General features: G+C 65.4%; 13 protein-coding genes. 7 read left to right on the forward strand and 6 right to left on the reverse strand.

Features of this window, described 5'->3' with window-relative positions; all coding sequences use genetic code 11:
* Positions 1-110: 110 nt before the first annotated feature.
* On the forward strand, positions 111-1,571 hold the full coding sequence (locus BMI88_RS04315; protein ID WP_168173938.1) for a LysM peptidoglycan-binding domain-containing protein: 1,461 nt from the start codon (positions 111-113) through the stop codon (positions 1,569-1,571).
* A 137-nt stretch (positions 1,572-1,708) separates the two neighbouring features.
* On the forward strand, positions 1,709-3,556 hold the full coding sequence (locus BMI88_RS04320) for an ABC transporter ATP-binding protein/permease (RefSeq protein WP_078546359.1): 1,848 nt from the start codon (positions 1,709-1,711) through the stop codon (positions 3,554-3,556).
* A 184-nt stretch (positions 3,557-3,740) separates the two neighbouring features.
* Here BMI88_RS04320 and BMI88_RS04325 read toward each other — a convergent pair whose 3' ends face one another.
* Together BMI88_RS04325 and BMI88_RS04330 are read right to left on the reverse strand one after the other, a co-directional pair.
* Positions 3,741-7,295, reverse strand: a complete 3,555-nt coding sequence (locus BMI88_RS04325; protein ID WP_078546360.1) for an efflux RND transporter permease subunit — start codon at positions 7,293-7,295, stop codon at positions 3,741-3,743.
* On the reverse strand, positions 7,292-8,461 hold the full coding sequence (locus BMI88_RS04330; protein WP_078546362.1) for an efflux RND transporter periplasmic adaptor subunit: 1,170 nt from the start codon (positions 8,459-8,461) through the stop codon (positions 7,292-7,294). Before BMI88_RS04330 ends, BMI88_RS04325 begins: the two co-directional genes overlap by 4 nt.
* A gap of 197 nt (positions 8,462-8,658) precedes the next feature.
* Between BMI88_RS04330 and BMI88_RS04335 the strand changes: the two genes are divergently transcribed.
* The 3 genes from BMI88_RS04335 (at position 8,659) to der (ending at position 12,296) form a co-directional block, all read left to right on the forward strand.
* Entirely contained in the window at positions 8,659-9,336 is a 678-nt protein-coding gene (locus tag BMI88_RS04335; protein WP_078546364.1) for a hypothetical protein, read from the forward strand.
* Positions 9,337-9,409: 73 nt separating this feature from the next.
* Positions 9,410-10,732 (forward strand): PQQ-binding-like beta-propeller repeat protein, encoded by a 1,323-nt coding sequence (locus tag BMI88_RS04340; RefSeq protein WP_078546366.1) that lies wholly within the window; start codon positions 9,410-9,412, stop codon positions 10,730-10,732.
* A gap of 49 nt (positions 10,733-10,781) precedes the next feature.
* Positions 10,782-12,296 carry a ribosome biogenesis GTPase Der gene (gene der / locus BMI88_RS04345; RefSeq protein ID WP_078546368.1) on the forward strand — a complete coding sequence of 505 codons (1,515 nt, stop codon included), beginning with the start codon at positions 10,782-10,784 and terminating at the stop codon, positions 12,294-12,296.
* Between the two features lie 84 nt (positions 12,297-12,380).
* On the opposite strand, the gene BMI88_RS19715 is transcribed toward der, so the two are convergent.
* Together BMI88_RS19715 and serS are read right to left on the reverse strand one after the other, a co-directional pair.
* The gene (locus BMI88_RS19715) at positions 12,381-12,554 is read right to left on the reverse strand and encodes a hypothetical protein (protein ID WP_168173939.1); all 174 of its coding nucleotides are present in this window, start codon (positions 12,552-12,554) and stop codon (positions 12,381-12,383) included.
* 123 nt (positions 12,555-12,677) lie between these two features.
* Complete coding sequence (gene serS / locus BMI88_RS04350; protein ID WP_078546370.1) at positions 12,678-13,967, reverse strand: serine--tRNA ligase; 1,290 nt, start codon at positions 13,965-13,967, stop codon at positions 12,678-12,680.
* A gap of 199 nt (positions 13,968-14,166) precedes the next feature.
* Here serS and BMI88_RS04355 point away from each other — a divergent pair, with 199 nt between their 5' ends.
* Positions 14,167-15,156: an efflux RND transporter periplasmic adaptor subunit gene (locus BMI88_RS04355; protein WP_078546372.1), complete on the forward strand. Its 990-nt coding sequence runs from the start codon at positions 14,167-14,169 to the stop codon at positions 15,154-15,156.
* Complete coding sequence (locus tag BMI88_RS04360) at positions 15,146-18,403, forward strand: efflux RND transporter permease subunit (protein WP_078546374.1); 3,258 nt, start codon at positions 15,146-15,148, stop codon at positions 18,401-18,403. The genes BMI88_RS04355 and BMI88_RS04360 overlap by 11 nt, the downstream gene beginning before the upstream one ends.
* A gap of 192 nt (positions 18,404-18,595) precedes the next feature.
* Here the strand turns inward: BMI88_RS04360 and BMI88_RS04365 are convergent, their stop codons facing one another.
* Both BMI88_RS04365 and BMI88_RS04370 read right to left on the reverse strand, forming a co-directional pair.
* Positions 18,596-19,357 (reverse strand): ABC transporter permease, encoded by a 762-nt coding sequence (locus tag BMI88_RS04365; protein WP_078519584.1) that lies wholly within the window; start codon positions 19,355-19,357, stop codon positions 18,596-18,598.
* On the reverse strand, positions 19,357-20,145 hold the full coding sequence (locus tag BMI88_RS04370) for an ABC transporter ATP-binding protein (RefSeq protein ID WP_078546376.1): 789 nt from the start codon (positions 20,143-20,145) through the stop codon (positions 19,357-19,359). The genes BMI88_RS04365 and BMI88_RS04370 overlap by 1 nt, the downstream gene beginning before the upstream one ends.
* Between the last annotated feature and the right edge of the window lie 14 nt (positions 20,146-20,159).

The following is a 20,159-nucleotide window of genomic DNA, read 5'->3' on the forward strand; positions in this document are numbered from 1 at the left end:
ATACCGGGGTTGCTAAGTTCCCTCAAGGGACCGGGTGACCTAACCGCACATAAGAATAGGCGGCAGGCCCCGAGGGATGACGTGAAGGCGGGACATAAATGAATGAAAACGTGACGGATCAACCAGTCGAGAGCACCGGGCTCGGGGCGGTGAAAGGGGGGGCGGTCGCGCTGCTCCTTGTGGTCTTGGGGCTGGTGCTTTGGGGCGTTCTGCGCCCGGTGGAGCGTGATGGGGCGCAACCGTCGGGGACAGATACGACTGCCGCGACCGGTTCCGCCGGGGCACCGCAAACGGCCCAGCAGGGGGATGGGGGCACGACCTCCGGCACCGCCGCACCGCAAAAGCAAAGCGTGGAAACCGTGGCTCAGGAAGCGGAAGAGGCGGCGAGTGCCGCGGCTCCACTGGCAGAGGAGCCTACCGATAAGCTGGTTGAAACGGTCGACGGTCAGGGTGCTGAGGCCTCGGCTGCAGCGTCCGCCACCGGCACTGAGATGGGGGCTGACAGCACCACTGCAAAGGCGGCGCCGGACGGCAAGCCGCTCGCCCAAGTGCAATTCGATGCGCTGCGCGCCGCGCCCGACGGTTCGGTGACGCTCGCCGGTCGGGCCGAGCCGGGGGCCAAGCTCGATGTACTTGTCGACGGCAAGGTCGTGGCGAGCACGCTGGCCGATGGCGGCGGCAGCTTCGCCTCGCTCTTCGATCTGCCGCCTTCCGATGGCCCACGCGCGCTCTCGCTGCGGGTGACCGGCGCGGATGGCACCGCGCGTGACAGCGCCGAGACGCTCGTGCTGCGCGGCCAGCCGAAACAGGAGCGGCTTGCTTCGGCAGGGGAGAGCGCGACCTCTGGAACGGCTGCGGATGGTGCGACAGATGGAAGCGCCGGGGCGACGGCTTCGGCGACAGATGGTGCGGCGATGACCGGCACTGACGCAGGCGCGTCCGCCGCAACCGGGACCGACGCGGCCCCCTCCACACCCACGCCGCCGGCAGCGCCGCTCATCGCGGATGCCGATGGCGCGCGGCTCCTTGCTCCGAAAAGCGACGATCTGGTGATCGACACGATCTCCTTCGGCTCGGGCGAGGTTGCGCGCAGCGAAGGGCGCGGCGCGCCCGAGGGCACGACGCTGTCGGCCTATCTCGACGACACGCTCGTCGCCGAGGCGCAGCCGGGTGCGGATGGGCGCTGGTCGCTCAGCCTGCCTGGCTTGGGCACGGGCGAGCATAAGCTGCGGATCGACGCGCAGGATGCGTCCGGCAAGGTGGTCGCGCGGGCCGAGACCGGCTTCGACCAGCCCGACGAGATCCTCGTGGCGAGCGCGGCCGATCCGACCGGTGCGCAGGCGGCTTCGGTGCGCGCGACCGGAGAGGTCGGCGACGCGGTGAAAGTGGTGCAGATCGTGAAGGGCAATACGCTCTGGGCGATCGCACGCGAGGTCTATGGCGACGGGTTCCTCTATGTGCGGGTCTTCGATGCCAACCGCGACCAGATCCGCGACCCCGACCTGATCTATCCGGGGCAGGTCTTCAACATTCCCGCCCCCGATGCACAGCCCGCGGAGGCTGCGCAGTAGCGCACAGACCGCTTGCATGGCTGGACTCCTGCGCGCCGCCGAGTAGGTTGCGCGCAGGTTTGACCGGCGAGGGGCGCTGCCCCGCTCCCTGACGGGAGCCCCCGGGATATTTTCGCCAAGAGGAAGAGGAGGGCGCGATGCCTCCGGCACAGATCACGACCAAGGGCAAGATGAATGCCGAGGAACGCGCCCGCGGCTGGCGCACGATCCGCGCGGTGCTGCCCTATCTCTGGGCGCATGAAGCCCCGTGGGTGAAGCGCCGCGTCGTCTTCGCGATGGTGATGCTGGTTATCGCCAAGATCATCTCGGTCGCGACGCCCTTCGTCTATCGCGAGGCGGTCAACGCGCTCTCGGGCGAGGGCACCTCGGCGGCCTGGGCGCTGGGCATGGGGGCGGTGGCGATCACCGTGGCTTACGGCGTCGCGCGCCTGATGACGGTGGCCTTCGGCGAGCTGCGCGATGCGATCTTCGTGAAGGTGGCGCAACGCGCGCTGCGCCATCTGGCGCTGCAGACCTTCACCCATATGCACCAGCTGAGCCTGCGCTATCACATCACCCGCAAGACCGGCGGCCTCAGCCGGATCATCGAACGCGGGGTGAAAGGCGTCGAGTTCCTGCTGCGCTTCATGCTGTTCTCGGTCGGCCCGCTGATCGTCGAGCTGACGCTGGTGGCGATCATCTTCGCGGTGGTCTTCGACTGGCGCTACGCGGCGGTCGTGCTGGTCACCATCGCGGCCTATATCAAGTTCACCTTCAAGGTCACCGAGTGGCGCGTGAACATCCGGCGCGAGATGAACAAGGCCGATACGGCGGCGAACCAGAAGGCGATCGACAGCCTGCTGAACTTCGAGACGGTGAAATATTTTGGCGCGGCCAAGCGCGAGGCGGAACGCTACGACGAGTCGATGAAGGGCTACGAGTCGATGGCGGTGAAGACCGGCCAGTCGCTCGCAGCGCTCAATGCGGGCCAGACGCTGATCATCACGATCGGGCTCGTGACGGTGATGGTCATGGCCGCGATGCAGGTGCAGGCGGGCACGCTGACGGTCGGCGATTTCGTCATGGTGCAGGCCTACATGATCCAGATCACCATGCCGCTGGGCTTCCTCGGCACGGTCTATCGCGAGATCCGGCAGGCGCTGGTCGATATGGGCGAAATGTTCGATTTGTTGCAGCAACCGGCCGAAATTCAGGACAAGGAAGACGCGGACGTTCTGAAAGTGAAAGGCGGGCATATCAGCTTCGACCATGTTGAATTCGCCTATGACCCGACGCGGCCGATCCTGAAGGGGATTTCCTTCGACGTGCCGGCCGGACAGACGGTGGCGCTGGTCGGCCCCTCGGGCTCGGGCAAGTCCACGATCGGGCGCCTGCTGTTCCGCTTCTACGAGGTGACCGGCGGCGCGATCCGCATCGACGATCAGGACCTGCGCGACGTGACGCAGGAGAGCCTGCAGCAGTCGATCGGCGTGGTGCCGCAGGATACCGTGCTCTTCAACGACACGATCCGCTACAATATCGCCTATGGGCGCGCCGATGCCTCGGACGAAGAGATCGTGGCGGCAGCGAAGGCCGCGCGCATCCATGACTTCGTGCTCAGCCTGCCCGAAGGCTATGACACGGCCGTGGGCGAGCGGGGGCTGAAGCTCTCGGGCGGCGAGAAGCAGCGGGTGGGCATCGCGCGCACGATCCTGAAGAACCCGCCGATCCTGCTGCTGGACGAGGCGACCTCTGCGCTCGATACGCAGACCGAGCGTGACATCCAGATGAGCCTTAAGGCGATGGGCGAGGGGCGCTCGGTGATCACCATCGCGCACCGTCTGTCGACTATCGCGGATGCCGATCAGATCCTCGTGCTCGACAAGGGCGAGATCATCGAGCGCGGACGCCACGAGGAGTTGCTGGCACAGCGCGGGCGCTACGCCTCGATGTGGGCGCGGCAATCGGCGGAAGAGGACGACGAGGCGGAGCAGGGGGCGGCGTAAGCCTTCCGTTGTCAGCCCTCTAGGCTCGGGGCGACCAGCCCCGGGCCGCGCTCGACCCTCCCCTCGGGAGGGCGCATTGGCGAGGAGATTGCGGGCACGACCGACTTGCGGGCTTGCACGATAACGCGCGACGCCACCGACGATGCGACGCGCCCACCCGAGGGCAGGGCGCGCCCCTTCGCACTCACTCCGCCGCGTCGGGCCGTGTCACCAGATGCGGCTTCACGCCGCCTTCGGGTTCGCCGTCCTCCCAGATGATCTCGCGCCCACGCATCTTGCGCATCGCACGCTCCAGCGCGAGGTCGCGCGCGGCCCGGCTGTCGATGCCCTGCATCAGCGCCGAAAGCGCCTTGGTCCCGCGATAGGCGCCGGTGTTGAACCAGACCCGGATCGCCAGCAGCGCGGGCGTCAGAACCAGCGTCAGCACGGTCGCGGTGCCAAGGCCGAACACCACCGCCGTCGCCAGTTGCTTCCACCAGAGCGCCGTCGGGCTGTTGATCGAATAGCCGCCATTGAAGAAATCGAGCGACAGGCCGAACATCATCGGCGCAAGCCCTGCCATCGTGGTGATCGTGGTCAGCAGCACGGGCCGCAGACGGGCCTCGGCGGTGCGGATGATCGCTTCGAGCTCGGGCATGTAGCGTGAGAATTCCTGATAGGTGTCGATCAGGATGATGTTGTTGTTCACAACGATCCCCGCCAGCGCGACGATGCCCACGCCGGTCATGATGATCGAGAATTGCTGACCCATCACCAGCATCCCGATCAGCACGCCAGCCGTGGACAGCACCACCGCCAGCAACACCAGCACCGAATTGTAGAAGCTGTTGAACTGCGCGAGCAGGATCACGAACATCAGCGCCAGCGCGCCGCCGAACGCGGTCATCAGGAAGTCCTGACTCTCGTTCTGCTCGACCAGATCGCCGGACCATTCGTAGCTGACGCCGGGGGGCAGGGTGGCCTCGGTATCGAGCCATTCCCCCAGTGCGGCGATCCGCTCGTTGCCGGTGATCGGCTGGCCGTCCTCGTTGGTGAGCCCCTCCTCGACCCCCGCCTTGATGTCGTAATAGCGGGTCTGGTCTATCCGGTCGATCTGGCCCAGCTTGGGGGCGGGCGTGCGGGTGATGAAATTCGCGAGCGGCACCAGCCCCTCGGAGGTGCGCAGCTTCAGCGTGTCGAGGGTCGACAGAACCCGGTCTTCCTCGGGCAGGCGCACGCGGATTTCGATCTCCTCGTCAGACGAGGGCACGCGCATCGTGTCGAGCAGGATGCCGCGCGTCACCAGCTGCACCATGCCGCCCACGGTCGCCACATCCGCGCCGAAGCGGCCCGCGCGGGTCACGTCCACGTCGATCACCCAGTCGATGCCGGGCAGGGGGCGGGTGTCTTCGATGTCGGTCACGCCCTTCATCTCCGCCATATGTGCCTCGACCTGCCGCACGGCCTTGTCGAGCGCCGCGAAATCATCGCCCTCGAGCCGGAGCTGGATCGGCTTGCCGGAGGACGGCCCGCGATCCTGCGCGAGATATTCGGACTGGATGCCGGGGATCGTGGCGATCTTCGCCATGATCTTCTCCATCACAAGATCGCCATCGAGCGCCGGATCGTCCTTGCGCTCGGCCCAGGGGATCATCTCGACCTGAATCTGGCCGATCGTGTCGCGCGGCGCGCTGGCCCCCCCATTGTTCTGGTTCAGCCCGCCTTCGCCCGCGAAGGAGAAGACCGCGCCGACGCCGGGCGTGCCGATCACCATGTTTTCGGCTTCCTGCAGCAGCGCGTCCTTCTCGGTCAGCGAGAGGTTGCCGCGGCCCCGGATATAGACGATCGCCTGTTCGACCTCGCTGTCGGTGAAGAACTGGGTGCCGTTATTGTTCTTGCCGTAATAGCCGAAGGTCATGACGACGCCGGTCACGATCACCGCGACCACGATCAGCGGTATGATCGGATTGCCCGCGATGGCGGCGGTGAAATGGCCGAAGGGGCGGCGGCGATAGCCCGCCTCGATGGGCTTCGGTTTGCCTTGCGGCTTAGCCGCCGTGAAGGTGATCGAGCTGAGCAGCGTCGCGATCACGAACAGGATCACGCCGGGCAGCGAGGCCAGCAGATTGCCCGAAGCGGTATGCGTGCCGGTGACGAAGGCCGGGTTGAGCGTCAGGAGCGCGCCGAGGAAGACGAGCGCTGCCGAGACTACGGCAAGCAGCAGGCGCAGCCAGTACGGCCAGCCCTTGATGACCCGCGCGCCCATGTCCAGACGGCGGCTCATCCGGCCCGCGACGCCGCCCACGACGGGCAGGTAGATCAGCGCCACGACCAGCGAGGCTGAGAGCACGAAGATGATCGTGACTGGCAGCATCCCCATGAACTCGCCCGGCACGCCCGGCCAGAACAGCATCGGCAGGAAGGCGCAGAGCGTGGTCGCCGTGGACGACACGACCGGCCAGAACATGCGTTTCGCGGCTTCAGTGTAGGCGGCCATCGGGCCTGAGCCCTCCGAGATCCGTTTGTCGGCATATTCCACCACGACGATCGCGCCATCGACCAGCATTCCCACCGCGAGGATCAGGCCGAACATCACGATATTCGAGATCGGCACGCCCATCGCGCCCAGCAGCAGGAAGGTCAGCAGGAAGGAGGTCGGGATCGCGAAGCCCACCAGCAGCGCCGAGCGCGTTCCCAGCGTGGCCAGCACCACGATCATCACCAGCGCGATCGCGGTCAGCACCGAGCCTTCGAGCTGGCTCACCATCGCGCCCACGGTTTTCGATTGATCGAGCGAGATGCCCACATCGACGGCGCGTTGCAGCGGCTCGGGCCATTTGCTCTCGGTCTCGGCCACGGTCTTGCGCAGCAGGTCCACCGTGTCGATGACGTTGTAGCCCTTGCGCTTGACGATCTGCAGCGCCACCGTCGGCTCGCCGTTGAAGCGCGCGGTGCCGGTGCGGTCCTCGAAGGTCAGGCGGATATCGGCCAGATCGCCCAGCGTCACGACGCTCTCGCCGTTCTTCTTCACCGGCAGCGCATAGACATCTTGCGCGGTTTCGAAGGTCGCGGGGATCTTCACTGAGAACGCGCCGCCATCGGTCTCGACTTCGCCTGCCGCGATCAGTTGGTTATTGGCTTGCACGACATTGATCAGCTCGGGCGCGGTGACGTTATAGGCCTCGAGCTTCAGCGGATCGATCACGACTTCCAACATCTCGTCGCGCTGGCCCGCGATCTGGGCTTCCAGCACCGGCTCCAGCCCCTCGACCTCGTCCTGCAATTCGCGGGCGAGCTTTTGCAGGGTGCGCTCGGGCGCGTTGCCCGACAGCGTCACCACGACGATCGGGAATTCGGAGAAGTTGATCTCGTTGATCGAATACTTTTCGGCCCCGTCGGGGAACTTGCCCTCGGCGGTGTTCATCGCATCGCGCACATCGGCGATGATCTTCGTCTTGTCCCAGCCGAAGTCGAATTCGAGCATCAGCCCCGCGTAATTCTCCTTCGCGATGCCGGTGATCTTGTCGAGCCCGTCGAGCCCGGCCAGTTCGGTCTCCATCGGCTTGACCAGCAGCTTCTCGGAATCGGTGGCCGAGATGCCGGGGAAGGGGACCGAGATGAACAGCATCGGGATCTCGATATCCGGCTCGCCCTCCTTGGGCAGGCTCAGATAGGCGGTCAGCCCCGCGAGGATCGAGATCGCCACGAAGGCGATCACCATCCGCGCGCGCGCTGCGGCCCAATCGACGATACCGGTCATTGCGCGGCCCCGCCGCTGGCGTCGCCATCAGACTGCGGGGCGGGCGTCATGGGGGCGGGCGTGTCGTTGGCCGCATCACCCGGCGCGTGATCGACGAGGGTCACGGCCACGGGAGAGCCCTCGGTGACGTAGTCCTGCCCGACCACGATCACCGTGGCGCTCTCCGGCAGGCCCGCCAGCCAGACGCCCTCGGGCGTGTCACGCAGGAAGTCGACCGGGGCGAAACGGGCCACGCCGTCCACCGCGAGCCGAACGCCCAGCTTGCCCTGATCGTTCAGCGTCATCGCGGAGGCGGGCAGGAAATGCGCCTTGGTCCCGTCGGCGGCAATGATCATCTCGACCGTCTGCCCTTCCCGGATCGAATGGTCGCCATTGGGCGCTTCGGCTTCGATACGGAAGGTGCGGGTGGCTGCGTCCGCCGATTGCGAAACGAAGGTGACCTTGCCCATCACCTCGCGCCCGGTCGCGAGGCGTGCACCGACCATCGCGCTGGTCTTGACCCGGTCGATCTCGGTTTCAGGGATGTAGCCCACGAGCTTGATCGGATCGAGCTGGATCACGGTGGCGCAAAGCCCGCCCGCCGAGAGAAGCGCGCCGAGTTCGGCGGTGTCTTCTTCGATCATCCCAGCAAAGGGCGCGGTGATCTCGAGCCGCGCCAGTTCCGTCTGTGCTGCCCCGACGGCGGCGCTGGCCGCTTCGAGGGCCGATTGCGCGGAGGCGGTGGAGGTTTCCGACCGGTAACCGCCTTCTTTCAGCTTCTCGGCGGCGGTGGCGTTGAGCCGCGCTTCCGCCAGCCGGGCCTGCGCTTCGGCCAGCGCTGCGGGCCGCGTGCCGGGATCGAGCTTGCACAGCAGCTGACCTTTCTCGACCTGCGCGCCCTTGCCGAGCGGCTCGGAAATCACCTTGCCCGTCGTCTCGGAGCGCACCTCAACGCGGCGCGCGGCCTCGGTCTGCCCGCGCGTCAGAACGCCCTGATCGAGCGGCTGCGCGGTCGAGACCATCGCCTGCACCGGCACGGCGGGGGTGCCGGTCGCCTCGACCTGCTGCGCTTGCTCGGCAGGCGTCGCGGCATCGCCGAGATAGCCCATCAGGCGGTCGCGCTCGAACACCAGAAGGTAGAGCGCGACAAGAACGAGGATCGCGTTAAGGATCGGGACCGGACGCATCGGCGGGCTCCTGTATGTGGGCACGGCGTCTCGCCAAAATGGGGACTGAACCGCAGCGTTCAACTTACCGAGAGCGGAGCGTGATCTCAAGGCTTGCATTCCGCCACGACCCGCGTGACCAGAGCGGTTCGTGCGGCCCTTGGCAGCGCCGGGGGAGCCGTGTAAGAGGGGCGCCAAAGCTACGAGGAGACCCGCGCGTGAGTGATACCGACAGTTTCATCGACGAAGTCACCGATGCCGTGCGTCAGGACAAGCTCTGGGCGGCGTTCAAGAAATGGGGCTGGATCGGCGCGGTGATCATCCTCGCGATCGTCGGCGGCACCGCTTGGAATGCGTGGCAGAAGGAAAAGACCGAGGCCGATGCGCGCGCCTTTGGCGATCAGGTAATGGCGGCCGTGAACGGTGACGCCACCAGCGCCGATCTCGCCAAGGTCACGCCCGACGGTCCCGGCCGCACCGCGGTTCTCAAGATCATGCAGGGCGACGCCGCGATCGAGGCGGGCAAGCCCGACGAGGCGATCAAGTTCTTCGACGCGGTGAGCGCCGAGCAGGGCCTGCCGCGCTCGATCAGCGATCTCGCGAAGCTCAAGGCGGTGATCGCGGCGGGCGACAAGATGGATGCGGCCAAGCGCGACGCGACGCTGCAGGAACTGGCTACCCCCGGCGCGCCCTACCGCCTTCTGGCGATGGAGCAGCAGGCGGCCGCAGCCGTCGCATCCGGCGACACGGACGGCGCGATCTCGATCGCCCAGCAGATTCTTCAGGACTCCGGCCTCACGCCGGGCTTGCAACAACGCGCGACAGAGTTGATTGTGGCGCTGGGTGGCGAAGTGCCGACCCAGCCGGGGCAGAGCGCTCCGGCACCGCAAGAGTAAAGGGTTGAACCGGCGCGTCTTTATCGAGCGCGCGGGCACTGCAAGAGAGCCGAGACAGGCAGGGGGAACGGGCGTGAAGCTGAGCAAGACGATCTGCGTGCTGAGTGTGGCGGCTTTCGTGGCAGGCTGTACCAAGGAAACGATCCTTCCCGGCGAGCGTCTCTCGCCCCGCGACGCGCTGCGCGCCGAAGAGGGGCTGCCGCTGGCCGATGCGCCCGCCCAGCAGTCGCTGCCGATCTCGCTGCCGCGTCAGGTGGGCAATGCCGAGTGGCCGCAGCGTGCGGGCTCGGCGACCCATAGCCTCTTCAACGCGGCGCTCGGCAACGGCACGACGCCGGTCTGGTCTGCCGATATCGGTTCGGGCAATGCGCGCCGCTACCGCATCACCGCCGATCCGATCGTGGGTGGCGGCAAGATCTACACGCTCGACAGTCAGGCCCGCGTGACCGCGACCGCGACGAATGGCGGGCGCGTCTGGCAGACCGACATCACGCCTCCGGGCGACCGTCAGGGCGATGCCTCGGGCGGCGGCGTGGCCTATGCCAACGGCACGGTTTATGTGACCTCCGATTTCGCCGAGCTCGTCGCGATCGACGCAGCCACCGGCGGCATCAAGTGGCGGCAATATTTCGACGCAGGCATCGGCGGTGCGCCGACCGTGAAGAACGGTGTGGTCTATGTGGTCGCGCGCGATTCCTCGGCTTGGGCGATCCGCGCCAGCGACGGCAAAGAAATCTGGCAAGTGCCGGGTGCGCCGTCGGCTTCGGGCATGACCGGCGTCTCCTCGCCCGCCGTCACCGACCGCATGGTGATCTTCCCGTTCTCCTCGGGCTTCCTGAGCGGCGTCCTGCCGCAAAGCGGGATGCAGATGTGGAACTCCAAAGTGCCGGGCGCACGTCCGGGCGTGGGCTATGCCAATATCGTCGATCTGACCGGCGATCCGGTCGTCGTGGGCGATACCGTCTATGCGGGCTCCTCGGCGGGCAAGCTGGCGGCCTTCGACGTGAATTCCGGCGAGCGGATCTGGACCGCGACCGAAGGGGCCAACAGCCCGGTGCAGGTTGCAGGCGGCTCGATCTTCCTCGTCTCGGATCAGGGCAAGATCGTGCGTCTCGATGCCAAGACCGGCGATCAGATCTGGTCCAAGGACCTGCCGTACTACACCAAGGACAAGCCGAAGCGTCAGCGCGACATCGTCGCGAGCTACGGCCCGGTTCTCGCGGGCAACAAGCTGTTCGTCGCGTCTTCCGACGGCGTGCTGCGCGTCTTCAGCCCGATCGACGGCAGCCTGATCGGCCAGGCGAAGATCCCGGGCGGGGCTGCGACCGATCCGGTCGTGGCGGGGCGCACCCTCTACGTCGTCGGCGGCGATGGGAAACTGCACGCTTTTCAGTGAGCCCTTTAGGGTGTAAGGGGGCCGCTTACGACCGCCCAAGGAGGGCATCATGAGCTTTACCCTGGCCATCGTGGGCCGCCCGAATGTCGGAAAATCGACGCTGTTCAACCGGCTTGTCGGCAAGCGACTCGCGCTTGTCGATAACATGCCCGGCGTCACGCGCGACCTGCGCGAGGGCGATGCGCGTCTGGGCGATCTGCGTTTCATCGTGATCGACTCGGCCGGTCTGGAACTGGCCGAAGACGACAGCCTTCAGGGCCGGATGCGCCGCCTGACCGAGCGCGCCGTGGAAGAGGCCGATATCTGCCTCTTCATGATCGACGCGCGCGTGGGTGTGACGCCCGCCGACGAGATTTTCGCCGATATCCTGCGCAAGAAAAGCGCTAACGTCATCCTCGCGGCCAACAAGGCCGAAGGGGCTGCGGGCGATGCGGGCGCGATGGAGGCCTGGAGCCTTGGTCTGGGCGAGCCGCTGCGGATCTCGGCTGAGCATGGCGAAGGTCTCGACGATCTCTACACCGCGCTGGTGCCGCTGGCCGACGAATTCGCCGAGCGCAACGCCGCGAACGCCCCCGTCACCGATATCGTGATCGAGGACGAGCTCGAGGAAGGCGACATCCCCGCCTACCAGCCGCCCTCCGCCACGAAACCGCTGCAGCTTGCCGTGATCGGGCGCCCGAATGCGGGCAAGTCGACGCTGATCAACAAGATCCTCAACGAAGACCGCCTGCTGACCGGCCCCGAGGCCGGGATTACCCGCGACGCGATCTCGGTCACCGCCGATTTCATGGGCACGCCGATGCGGATCTGGGACACGGCGGGGATGCGCAAGAAGGCGCGCGTCACCGACAAGGTCGAGAAGCTGAGCGTGGCCGATGGCCTGCGCGCGGTGCGCTTCGCCGAAGTGGTCGTGGTGCTGCTCGACGTGAATATTCCCTTTGAAACCCAGGACTTGCGGATCGCCGATTTCGCCGAGACCGAGGGGCGCGCGGTCGTGGTTGCCGCGAACAAATGGGATCTCGAAGAAGACAAGCCCGAGAAGCTGAAGGAGCTGCGCGAGGCGTTTGAGCGTCTGCTGCCGCAGCTCAAGGGCGCGCCGCTGGTGACCGTCTCGGCCAAGACCGGCAAGGGGCTCGACCGGCTGCACAATGCGATCCTGAAGGCCCATGAGGTCTGGAACCGCCGCGTGCCGACGGCGAAGCTGAATAACTGGCTGACCGCGATGACCGAGGCGCACCCGCCGCCGGCTCCCGGCGGCCGCCGGATCAAGCTGCGCTACATCACGCAGGCGAAGACCCGTCCGCCGGGCTTCGTGGTGAAGTCGACCCATACCGACAAGATCCCGGAAAGCTACGAGCGCTATCTGGTTAACGGTCTGCGCGAGAGCTTCGACATGCCGGGCACGCCGATCCGCCTGTACATGCGCGATCAGGGCAAGACGAACCCCTATAAGGATCGCAAGAAGTCGATCCCGTCGCGCCTGAAAAAGCACGTCGATGCGAAGAAGCGCTCGGCCCACAAGGAATCGGCGCGGAAAGCGCGCGAGGCGAAGAAGGGCGAGTAAGCCGCTAATCCTAAAAGAAAACGCCCGCCGGAGGATGTCGAAATCTCCGGCGGGCGTTTTTCGTTTCGGCGATGCCGACGCGCTTTACAGAAAGCCCAGCCGATCGAGTGCCGCTTGGGCACGTGCGCGCTCTTCGATCGAGTCCGAAAGCACGCTCGCATTGATCTCCGCCATCAGTTTCGACAGCGTTTTTTCCCGGCGCATCGCGATGATCTGCGCGGGGATCTGGTCCTCACCGATCTCGAGAATGCGCCTCATCAAGACGCTATCCCGCTTGTGCGTGACTGTTACGGACATGTGCAGCTCTCCCGGCGACTCACTTCGAACACGGAAACGTTAACAACGTTCCCGGCCGGAGTCTTGCGTCGCCGGGTCGCAGTGTCAGGCCAGCTTGCCGTCGACCAGACGCGTCTTGCCGCCGAGATAGGGGTGCAGGCAGGCGGGCAGGGTGACCGAGCCGTCCTCTTCCTGACCGTTCTCCAGCACCGCGATCAGGCAGCGTCCGACCGCGAGGCCCGAGCCGTTCAGCGTCGCGATGAATTCCGGCTTGCCGCCGCCTTCGGGCTTGTAGCGCCCGTTCATCCGCCGCGCCTGGAAGCTGCCGCAGGTGGAGACCGAGGAAATCTCGCGATAGGTGTTCTGGCCGGGCAGCCAGACCTCGAGATCGTAGGTCTTCTGCGCGCCGAAGCCCATGTCGCCGGTGCAGAGCACGATGCGACGATAGGGCAGTTCCAGCGCCTCCAGCACCGCTTCGGCGCATTTGGTCATGCGCTCATGTTCGTCGATCGCGGTCTCGGGCGTGCAGAGCGTCACCATCTCGACCTTCTCGAACTGGTGCTGACGCAGCATGCCCGAGGTGTCCTTGCCCGCAGAGCCCGCTTCCGAGCGGAAGCAGTTCGTATGGGCGCACATGCGCTGGGGCAGGGCGGAGGCCTCCATCACTTCGCCATTGGCGTAGTTCGTCAGCGTCACCTCGGCGGTCGGGATCAGCCACCAGCCATTCGTGGTCTGATAGCTGTCCTCAGCGAATTTCGGCAGTTGCCCGGTGCCCATCATCGCCTCGTCGCGCACCAGCACGGGGGTGATGTTCTCGGACAGGTCGTGCTTGTCGACATGCAGGTCGAGCATGAATTGCGCGAGCGCCCGGTGGACGCGGGCGACCCCGCCCTTGAGCACCACAAAACGCGAGCCCGACAGCTTCGCCGCCGTCTCGAAATCCATCTCGCCGCCCACGGCGGACAGCTCGAAATGCTCTTTCGGATCAAAGGCGAATTCGCGCGGCGTGCCCCAACGGCTCACCTCTACATTCTCGTCCTCATCCGCGCCATCGGGTACCTCGGCCAGCGGCAGGTTCGGGATCGTCATCAGCAGATCGCGCAGCTTGGCGTCCAGCTCGCCCGCCTCGGTCTGCATCTGCGCGACTTCGGCTTTCTTCTCGGTCACCAGCGCGCGCAGGCGCTCGAATTCGGCGTCGTCGCCCTTCGCTTTCGCAGCGCCGACTTGCTTCGATGCGGCATTCTGATCGGCTTTCGCGGTCTCGGCGGCGTGGATCGCCGTGCGGCGCGCCTCGTCCATCGCGAGAATCTCGGGCGAGAGCGGCGAGAGCCCCCGCCGCGCCAGCTGCGCGTCGAATTCTTCGGGGTTTTCGCGGATTGCGCGGATATCGTGCATCTCACCATCTCCAAGACTGTTGCGGGAAAGGCTTTAGCGCATGAAAGTGAAAGCGAAAACCCCTGGCGATGCGGCCATGACACAGGTCAATGAATTCGAACCTGTGGAGTGGTTGTATTCGTCCGGGCGAATACATATTCAATAACCGGAATATAAATTGCAGGCGCAGGGGCGCGCCGGTAAGGGAAGGGAACCCGAGATGACGTTGAAGCTTCTGCCGTTGGCATTCGCCGCGTTGATGCTGCCGGGAATCGCGTTGGCGCAGGACGGGGCGATTACGGTCGAACCGCAGGTCGTGACCGATTGGAAATCTGTCTACGGGCAGGTCGAGGCAAAGAACACGATTGCGGCGCGTGCACGGATTTCCGGCACGATCACCGCGCTTGACGTGACCGAGGGCGACGAGGTCAAGGCCGGTCAGGAGATCGGCAAGATCACCGACCAGACGCTCGATTATCAGATCGGCGCGGTCGATGCGCAGATCAATGCGCTCGAAGCGCAGCTGGAAAACGCCAAGACCGAGCTCAAGCGCGGGCAGGAATTGCAGGCGCGCGGCGTCTCGACCTCGCAGAATGTCGATCAGCTTCAGACTCAGGTGAATGTCTACGAGGGCCAGATCGCGGCGCAGAAGGCGCAGCGCAAGGTCTATGAGCAGCAGCAGGAATTCGGCACCGTGACCGCGCCGATCGACGGCAAGGTCGTGACCGTTCCGGTCACCAAGGATGCCGTCATCATGGGCGGCGAGACCATCGCGACGATTGGCGGCGGCGGGTTCTTCCTGCGTCTGTCGATCCCCGAGCGTCACGCCGACACGCTGCACATGGGCGACACGATCATGATCACCGATCCCGACGGCAAGGAGATCGACGGCAAGCTGGCCAAGATCTACCCCGAGATCGAGGGCGGCCGGGTGCAGGCCGATGTCGAAGTGCCCGATCTGGATTCGCGCTTCGTCGGCGCGCGGCTTCTGGTGAAGCTGCCGATGGGCGAGCGTGACGCGATTGTCATCCCGCAGGACTATGTCTTCAACCGCACCGGGCTCGATTTCGTCCGCGTGAAAGAAGCGGACGGCACCTATCTGCGCACGGTCGTGCCGGGCGTTAAGGTCAATATCGACGGCCAGGACATGGTCGAAGTTCTTACCGGTCTGAACGCCGGCGACACGGTGGTGCCGAACGATGAGCAATAACCAAGGCACCGGGCCCGAGACGCCCGAAGACGACGAAATCCACGTCAAACTGGGAATAGCGGGGGGACTCACGAAGTCCTTCATCCGCTCGGCGCTGACGCCGCTGATGATCCTCGCCGCAATCGCGGTAGGTCTGGTCGCGCTGATCTCGCTGCCGCGCGAGGAAGAGCCGCAGATTTCCGTGCCGATGGTGGATATCCACCTGCAGGCGCCGGGTCTGAAGGCGCAGGACGCGATGAAGCTGGTGACCGAGCCGATGGAAACCATCGTGCAGGGCATCAACGAGGTCGAGCACGTCTATTCGCGCACGCAGGACGACTATTCGCTGGTGATGGCGCGCTTCAAGGTCGGCACCTCATCGGATGCCGCGATCCTGCGCGTGCATGAAAAAGTCCGCGCGAATATGGACAAGATCCCGAAAGGCATCCCCGATCCGGTGATCGTGGGCCGCGGGATCGACGATGTGGCGATCGTCTCGCTGACGCTGACCGGCAAGGACGGCGCGCAGGTGGACAGCGACGAGCTGACCCGTGTCGCGCGCGAATTGCAGACCGAGGTCACGAAGATCCAGAACGTCGGCCTGACCTATCTGGTGGGGGACGCCACGAGCGAGATCCGCATCGAGCCCGAGCCCGACAAGCTCGCGCTCTACGGCGTGACGCTGCAGCAGCTCTCGAACAAGGTCACGCAGGCGAACCGCGCCTTCAACACCGGCAATATCCGCCATGAGGGCAAGCAGATCAGCCTCTCGGCAGGGGAGACGCTGACCGCGCCTTCCGAGATCGCGGGCCTTCTGCTGACCACGCGCGACAACCGCCCCGTCTATGTGGCCGATGTCGCGAAGGTGTCCTATGTGCCGGACGCCTCGGACCATATCGTCTCCAATGTGCAGCGCGACGCCAATGGCAAGATCGAGCGCTCACCTGCCGTGACGTTGGCCATCGCGAAGCGCGCGGGGTCCAACGCCGTGGTCGTGGCCGAGCATATCCTTGACCGCGTGCACGAGCTGCACGGCCAGCTGATCCCCGACAATGTCGAGGTGAAGGTTACCCGCGACTATGGCGAGACCGCGAACGAGAAGGCCAACGAGCTGCTGTTCCACCTTGGCCTCGCGACGGTCTCGATCGTGGGCCTCGTGCTGGTCGCGATCGGCTGGCGGGAATCCATCGTGGTTGCAGTCGTCATTCCGGTGACGATCCTGCTGACGCTGTTTGCGGCCTATATCATGGGCTTCACGTTGAACCGGGTGTCGCTCTTCGCGCTGATCTTCGCGATCGGTATTCTCGTCGACGACGCCATCGTGGTGATCGAGAATATCGCGCGACACTGGGCGATGAAAACGCCCGGAAGTCGTGTGACCAAGGCGATCGAGGCCGTGGCCGAAGTGGGCAACCCCACTATCGTCGCCACCCTGACCGTGGTCGCCGCGCTGCTGCCGATGCTCTTCGTGTCGGGGCTGATGGGGCCTTACATGTCGCCGATTCCGGCGGTGGCCTCGGCGGCTATGATCTTCTCCTTCTTCGTGGCGGTGATCATCACCCCGTGGCTGATGGTGAAGGTCGCGGGCAAGGCGCAGCTGCATGGCCATCACGGCGACGACGATGCCTATGGCGGCGAACATGCGGGCGGCAAGCTCGGCCGGATGTACAGCGCCGTGGCGCGTCCGATCCTGAAGACCAAGGGCCGCTCGGGTCTGTTCCTGCTGGTCGTGTCGGTGCTGTCCTTCGGCTCGCTGGGGCTGCTTTATACCAAGCATGTCACCGTGAAGCTGCTGCCCTTCGACAACAAATCCGAACTCTCGGTCGTGGTCGATATGCCTGCGGGCACCTCGGTCGAGGGCACGGATGCGGTCGCTCAGCAGGTGGCCGAGATCGTGACCAAGCTGCCCGAGGTGCTCTCGGTGCAGACCCATGCGGGCACCTCCGCGCCATTCAACTTCAACGGGCTCGTGCGCCACTACTACCTGCGCGCGCAGCCCAATCAGGGCGATGTCGAGCTTCAGCTTGCGCCGAAAGGGGAACGGGACCGCACCAGCCACGAGATTGCGCTGGAGATCCGCGACAAGATCAAGGCGATCAAGCTGCCCGAAGGCGCGAGCCTGAAGACGGTCGAGCCGCCGCCCGGTCCGCCGGTGATCGCGACGCTTCTGGCCGAGGTCTATGGCCCGACGCCCGAGATGCGCCGTGACGCTGCCCGCCGGATCGAGGACGCCTTCAAACAGGTGCCCTATATCGTCGACGTGGATAACAGCTTCGGCATCCAGCCCGACAAGCTGCGCGCCACCGTCAATTCCGACGATCTGGAGTTCTACTCGGTCTCCGAAGGCGATGTCTGGGACACGCTGGGGATGCTGAACGGCTCGACCACGGTGGGCTATTCCCATCGCGGGCAGGAGCGCCAGCCGATCCCGATCGTGATGGAGCGCTCGAAGTCGAACAAGGTGATGAACGAGGAAACGCTCTCGACGCCGATCCCGGCCAATGTCCTGCCCGGCGCGCGCGGCGTGGTGGAGCTGGGCGACGTGGTCAGCGTCGACAAGGAGAAGGCGTCCTATCCGATCTTCCGCCATAACGGGCGCGAGGCCGAGATGGTCACCGCAGAGCTCGCCGGCAAGTTCGAGGCGCCGCTCTACGGGATGCTCGCCGTCGACGATGCGATCAACAACATGGACTGGCCCAAGGGCGAGAAACCGGTCGTGTCGCTGCATGGCCAGCCGCAGGACGAGAGCCATGTGACGCTTCTGTGGGACGGCGAATGGGAGGTGACCTGGGTGACCTTCCGCGACATGGGCGCGGCCTTCGCCGTGGCGCTTCTGGGGATCTACATCCTCGTCGTCGCGCAGTTCGGCTCGTTCCGCCTGCCGCTGGTGATCCTGACCCCGGTGCCGCTGACCTTCCTCGGGATCATGCTCGGCCACTGGATCTTCCACGCGCCGTTCTCGGCCACGTCGATGATCGGTTTCATCGCGCTGGCGGGGATCATCGTGCGCAACTCGATCCTGCTGGTGGACTTCATCCGCCACGGCAGCCACGAGGGCAAATCGCCGACCGAGGTGCTGATCGAGGCGGGCGCCATCCGCTTCAAGCCGATCCTGCTGACCGCGATCGCAGCGATGATCGGTGCGGTGGTGATCCTGGCCGACCCGATCTTCCAGGGTCTCGCGATCTCGCTGCTGTTCGGTCTGCTCAGCTCGACCCTGCTGACGGTGCTTGTGATCCCGGCGATCTACCGGATCTTCAAGACCTGATCCGGTCACCGACCTGAAACGCAAAACCGCCCGCACGTCTCTCTCGTGCGGGCGGTTTTCTTTATCGGTTCGCGGAGCGGACCCCCTTCGCCTTGGCGAAAATATCCCGGGGGTGAGGGCGAAGCCCGAGGGGGCAGAGCCCCCTTCATTCTCCGCTGAATGTCGCCCTCCCGCGACGGGGGGCAGAGCCCCTTAACCCGGTTGCCGCTCAGCCCAGCCTGCGAATATCTTCTCCAGCGCGACAACGGCGTAATAGAGAAGGATGCCTAGGAAGGCCAAGGCGATCAGCACCGCGAACATCAGCGGGTAGTCCCCGTTGGTCTGACCCGACAGGAACAGCGCGCCGAGGCCTTTGCCATGGGGCGAGATGATCTCGACGAGGTTGGTGCCGATGAAGGCCAGCGTCACCGAGACCTTCAGCGCGCCGAAGAATTCGGGCAGGGTTTTCGGCAGGGCGATCTTGCGGAAGATGGTGAATTTCGAGGCCCCCAGCGCGCCCAGAATATCGCGATATTCCGGCTCCAGCGTCGACAGGCCGATCCCCACCGACACCGCGATCGGGAAGAAGGAGATCATGAAGGCCATCAGCACGGTGTTGAAGTCATGCGCGCCGATGAACAGCAGCGCCAGCACCGGCACCACGGTCGCTTTCGGCACCGCGTTGAAGCCCACCAGAAGCGGATAGAGCGCATCGCGCGCGGTGCGCGAGAAGCCCATGACCATGCCGAGGAACGTCCCGAAGACGATCGAGATCGCAAGACCTGCTACCGTCCGCCACAGCGTCTGCCAGCTATCGATCAGGAACAGGTTCCAGTAGCGCATATAGGCGGCGGGCAGGTCAGAGGGCGAGGCCATGACGTAATTCGGCCAGCCATTCGCCCAGACGATGAATTCCCAGATCGCGAGGAAGGCGATGATCGACAGGATCGGGGTGAGGATTTTCTTGAAGTCCATCAGTGCATCTCCTCGTCGCGGCCCTGAGCGATACGGATCTGGTCGCGCAGCAAATGCAGCATGTCGACGGCTTTCGGCTCGTAGAGAATGTCGATCGTGCGATCCTTCGGCAGGTCGACATCCAGCACATATTGCGTATGTGCCGGGCGGCCCGAGAGCACGATGACCTGATCGCCGAGGAACACGCTCTCGCGCAGGTCATGGGTGATCAGAACGGCGGTGAAGGGCTCGGCGGCGCGCAGGTCGCGCATCGTCTGCCACAGATCCTCGCGGGTGAAATTGTCGAGCGCGCCGAAGGGTTCGTCCATGATCAGGACATCCGGCTTATGCACGATGGCGCGGCAGAGCGAGGCGCGCTGCCGCATCCCGCCGGACAGCTCGGAGGGGCGCTTGGTCTCGAACCCCTTCAGGCCCACCATCTCCAGCAGATGCTCGGCGCGCGCGACCTTCTCGGATTTCGCCATGCCCGGAGCCACGATCTCCAAGGGCAGCATGACGTTCTCGATGATCGAACGCCATTCCAGCATCACCGGGTTCTGGAAGGCCATGCCGACGGTCTTGCGCGGGCTGGTGACCTTCTCGCCATGCAGCCAGACCTCGCCCTGATCGGGCTTCATCAAGCCCGCCACCAGACGGGTGAGGGTGGATTTCCCGCAACCCGACGGGCCGACCACGGCGCAGAACTCGCCCTGCGGCACGCGGATGTCGAGATGGTCGAGCACGGGCAGGGGGCCATGCTTGGTTTGATAGGCGTGGGTCACGCCGCGAATGTCGATGAGGTTTTCCATGAGGGTCCGGCGCG

Origin of the sequence: Thioclava sp. F36-6, assembly GCF_002020305.1 — a bacterium.
GTDB lineage: Bacteria > Pseudomonadota > Alphaproteobacteria > Rhodobacterales > Rhodobacteraceae > Thioclava > Thioclava sediminum.

What these genes read in the sequence shown, in the direction of transcription:
- BMI88_RS04355 (WP_078546372.1), top strand. Translation starts at nt 14,167, where the DNA reads ATGACGTTGAAGCTTCTGCCGTTGGCATTCGCCGCGTTGATGCTGCCG.
- BMI88_RS04360 (WP_078546374.1), top strand. Translation starts at nt 15,146, where the DNA reads ATGAGCAATAACCAAGGCACCGGGCCCGAGACGCCCGAAGACGACGAA.
- BMI88_RS04325 (WP_078546360.1), bottom strand. Translation starts at nt 7,295, where the DNA reads ATGACCGGTATCGTCGATTGGGCCGCAGCGCGCGCGCGGATGGTGATC.
- BMI88_RS04365 (WP_078519584.1), bottom strand. Translation starts at nt 19,357, where the DNA reads ATGGACTTCAAGAAAATCCTCACCCCGATCCTGTCGATCATCGCCTTC.
- BMI88_RS04330 (WP_078546362.1), bottom strand. Translation starts at nt 8,461, where the DNA reads ATGCGTCCGGTCCCGATCCTTAACGCGATCCTCGTTCTTGTCGCGCTC.
- der (WP_078546368.1), top strand. Translation starts at nt 10,782, where the DNA reads ATGAGCTTTACCCTGGCCATCGTGGGCCGCCCGAATGTCGGAAAATCG.
- BMI88_RS19715 (WP_168173939.1), bottom strand. Translation starts at nt 12,554, where the DNA reads ATGAGGCGCATTCTCGAGATCGGTGAGGACCAGATCCCCGCGCAGATC.
- BMI88_RS04320 (WP_078546359.1), top strand. Translation starts at nt 1,709, where the DNA reads ATGCCTCCGGCACAGATCACGACCAAGGGCAAGATGAATGCCGAGGAA.
- BMI88_RS04370 (WP_078546376.1), bottom strand. Translation starts at nt 20,145, where the DNA reads ATGGAAAACCTCATCGACATTCGCGGCGTGACCCACGCCTATCAAACC.
- serS (WP_078546370.1), bottom strand. Translation starts at nt 13,967, where the DNA reads ATGCACGATATCCGCGCAATCCGCGAAAACCCCGAAGAATTCGACGCG.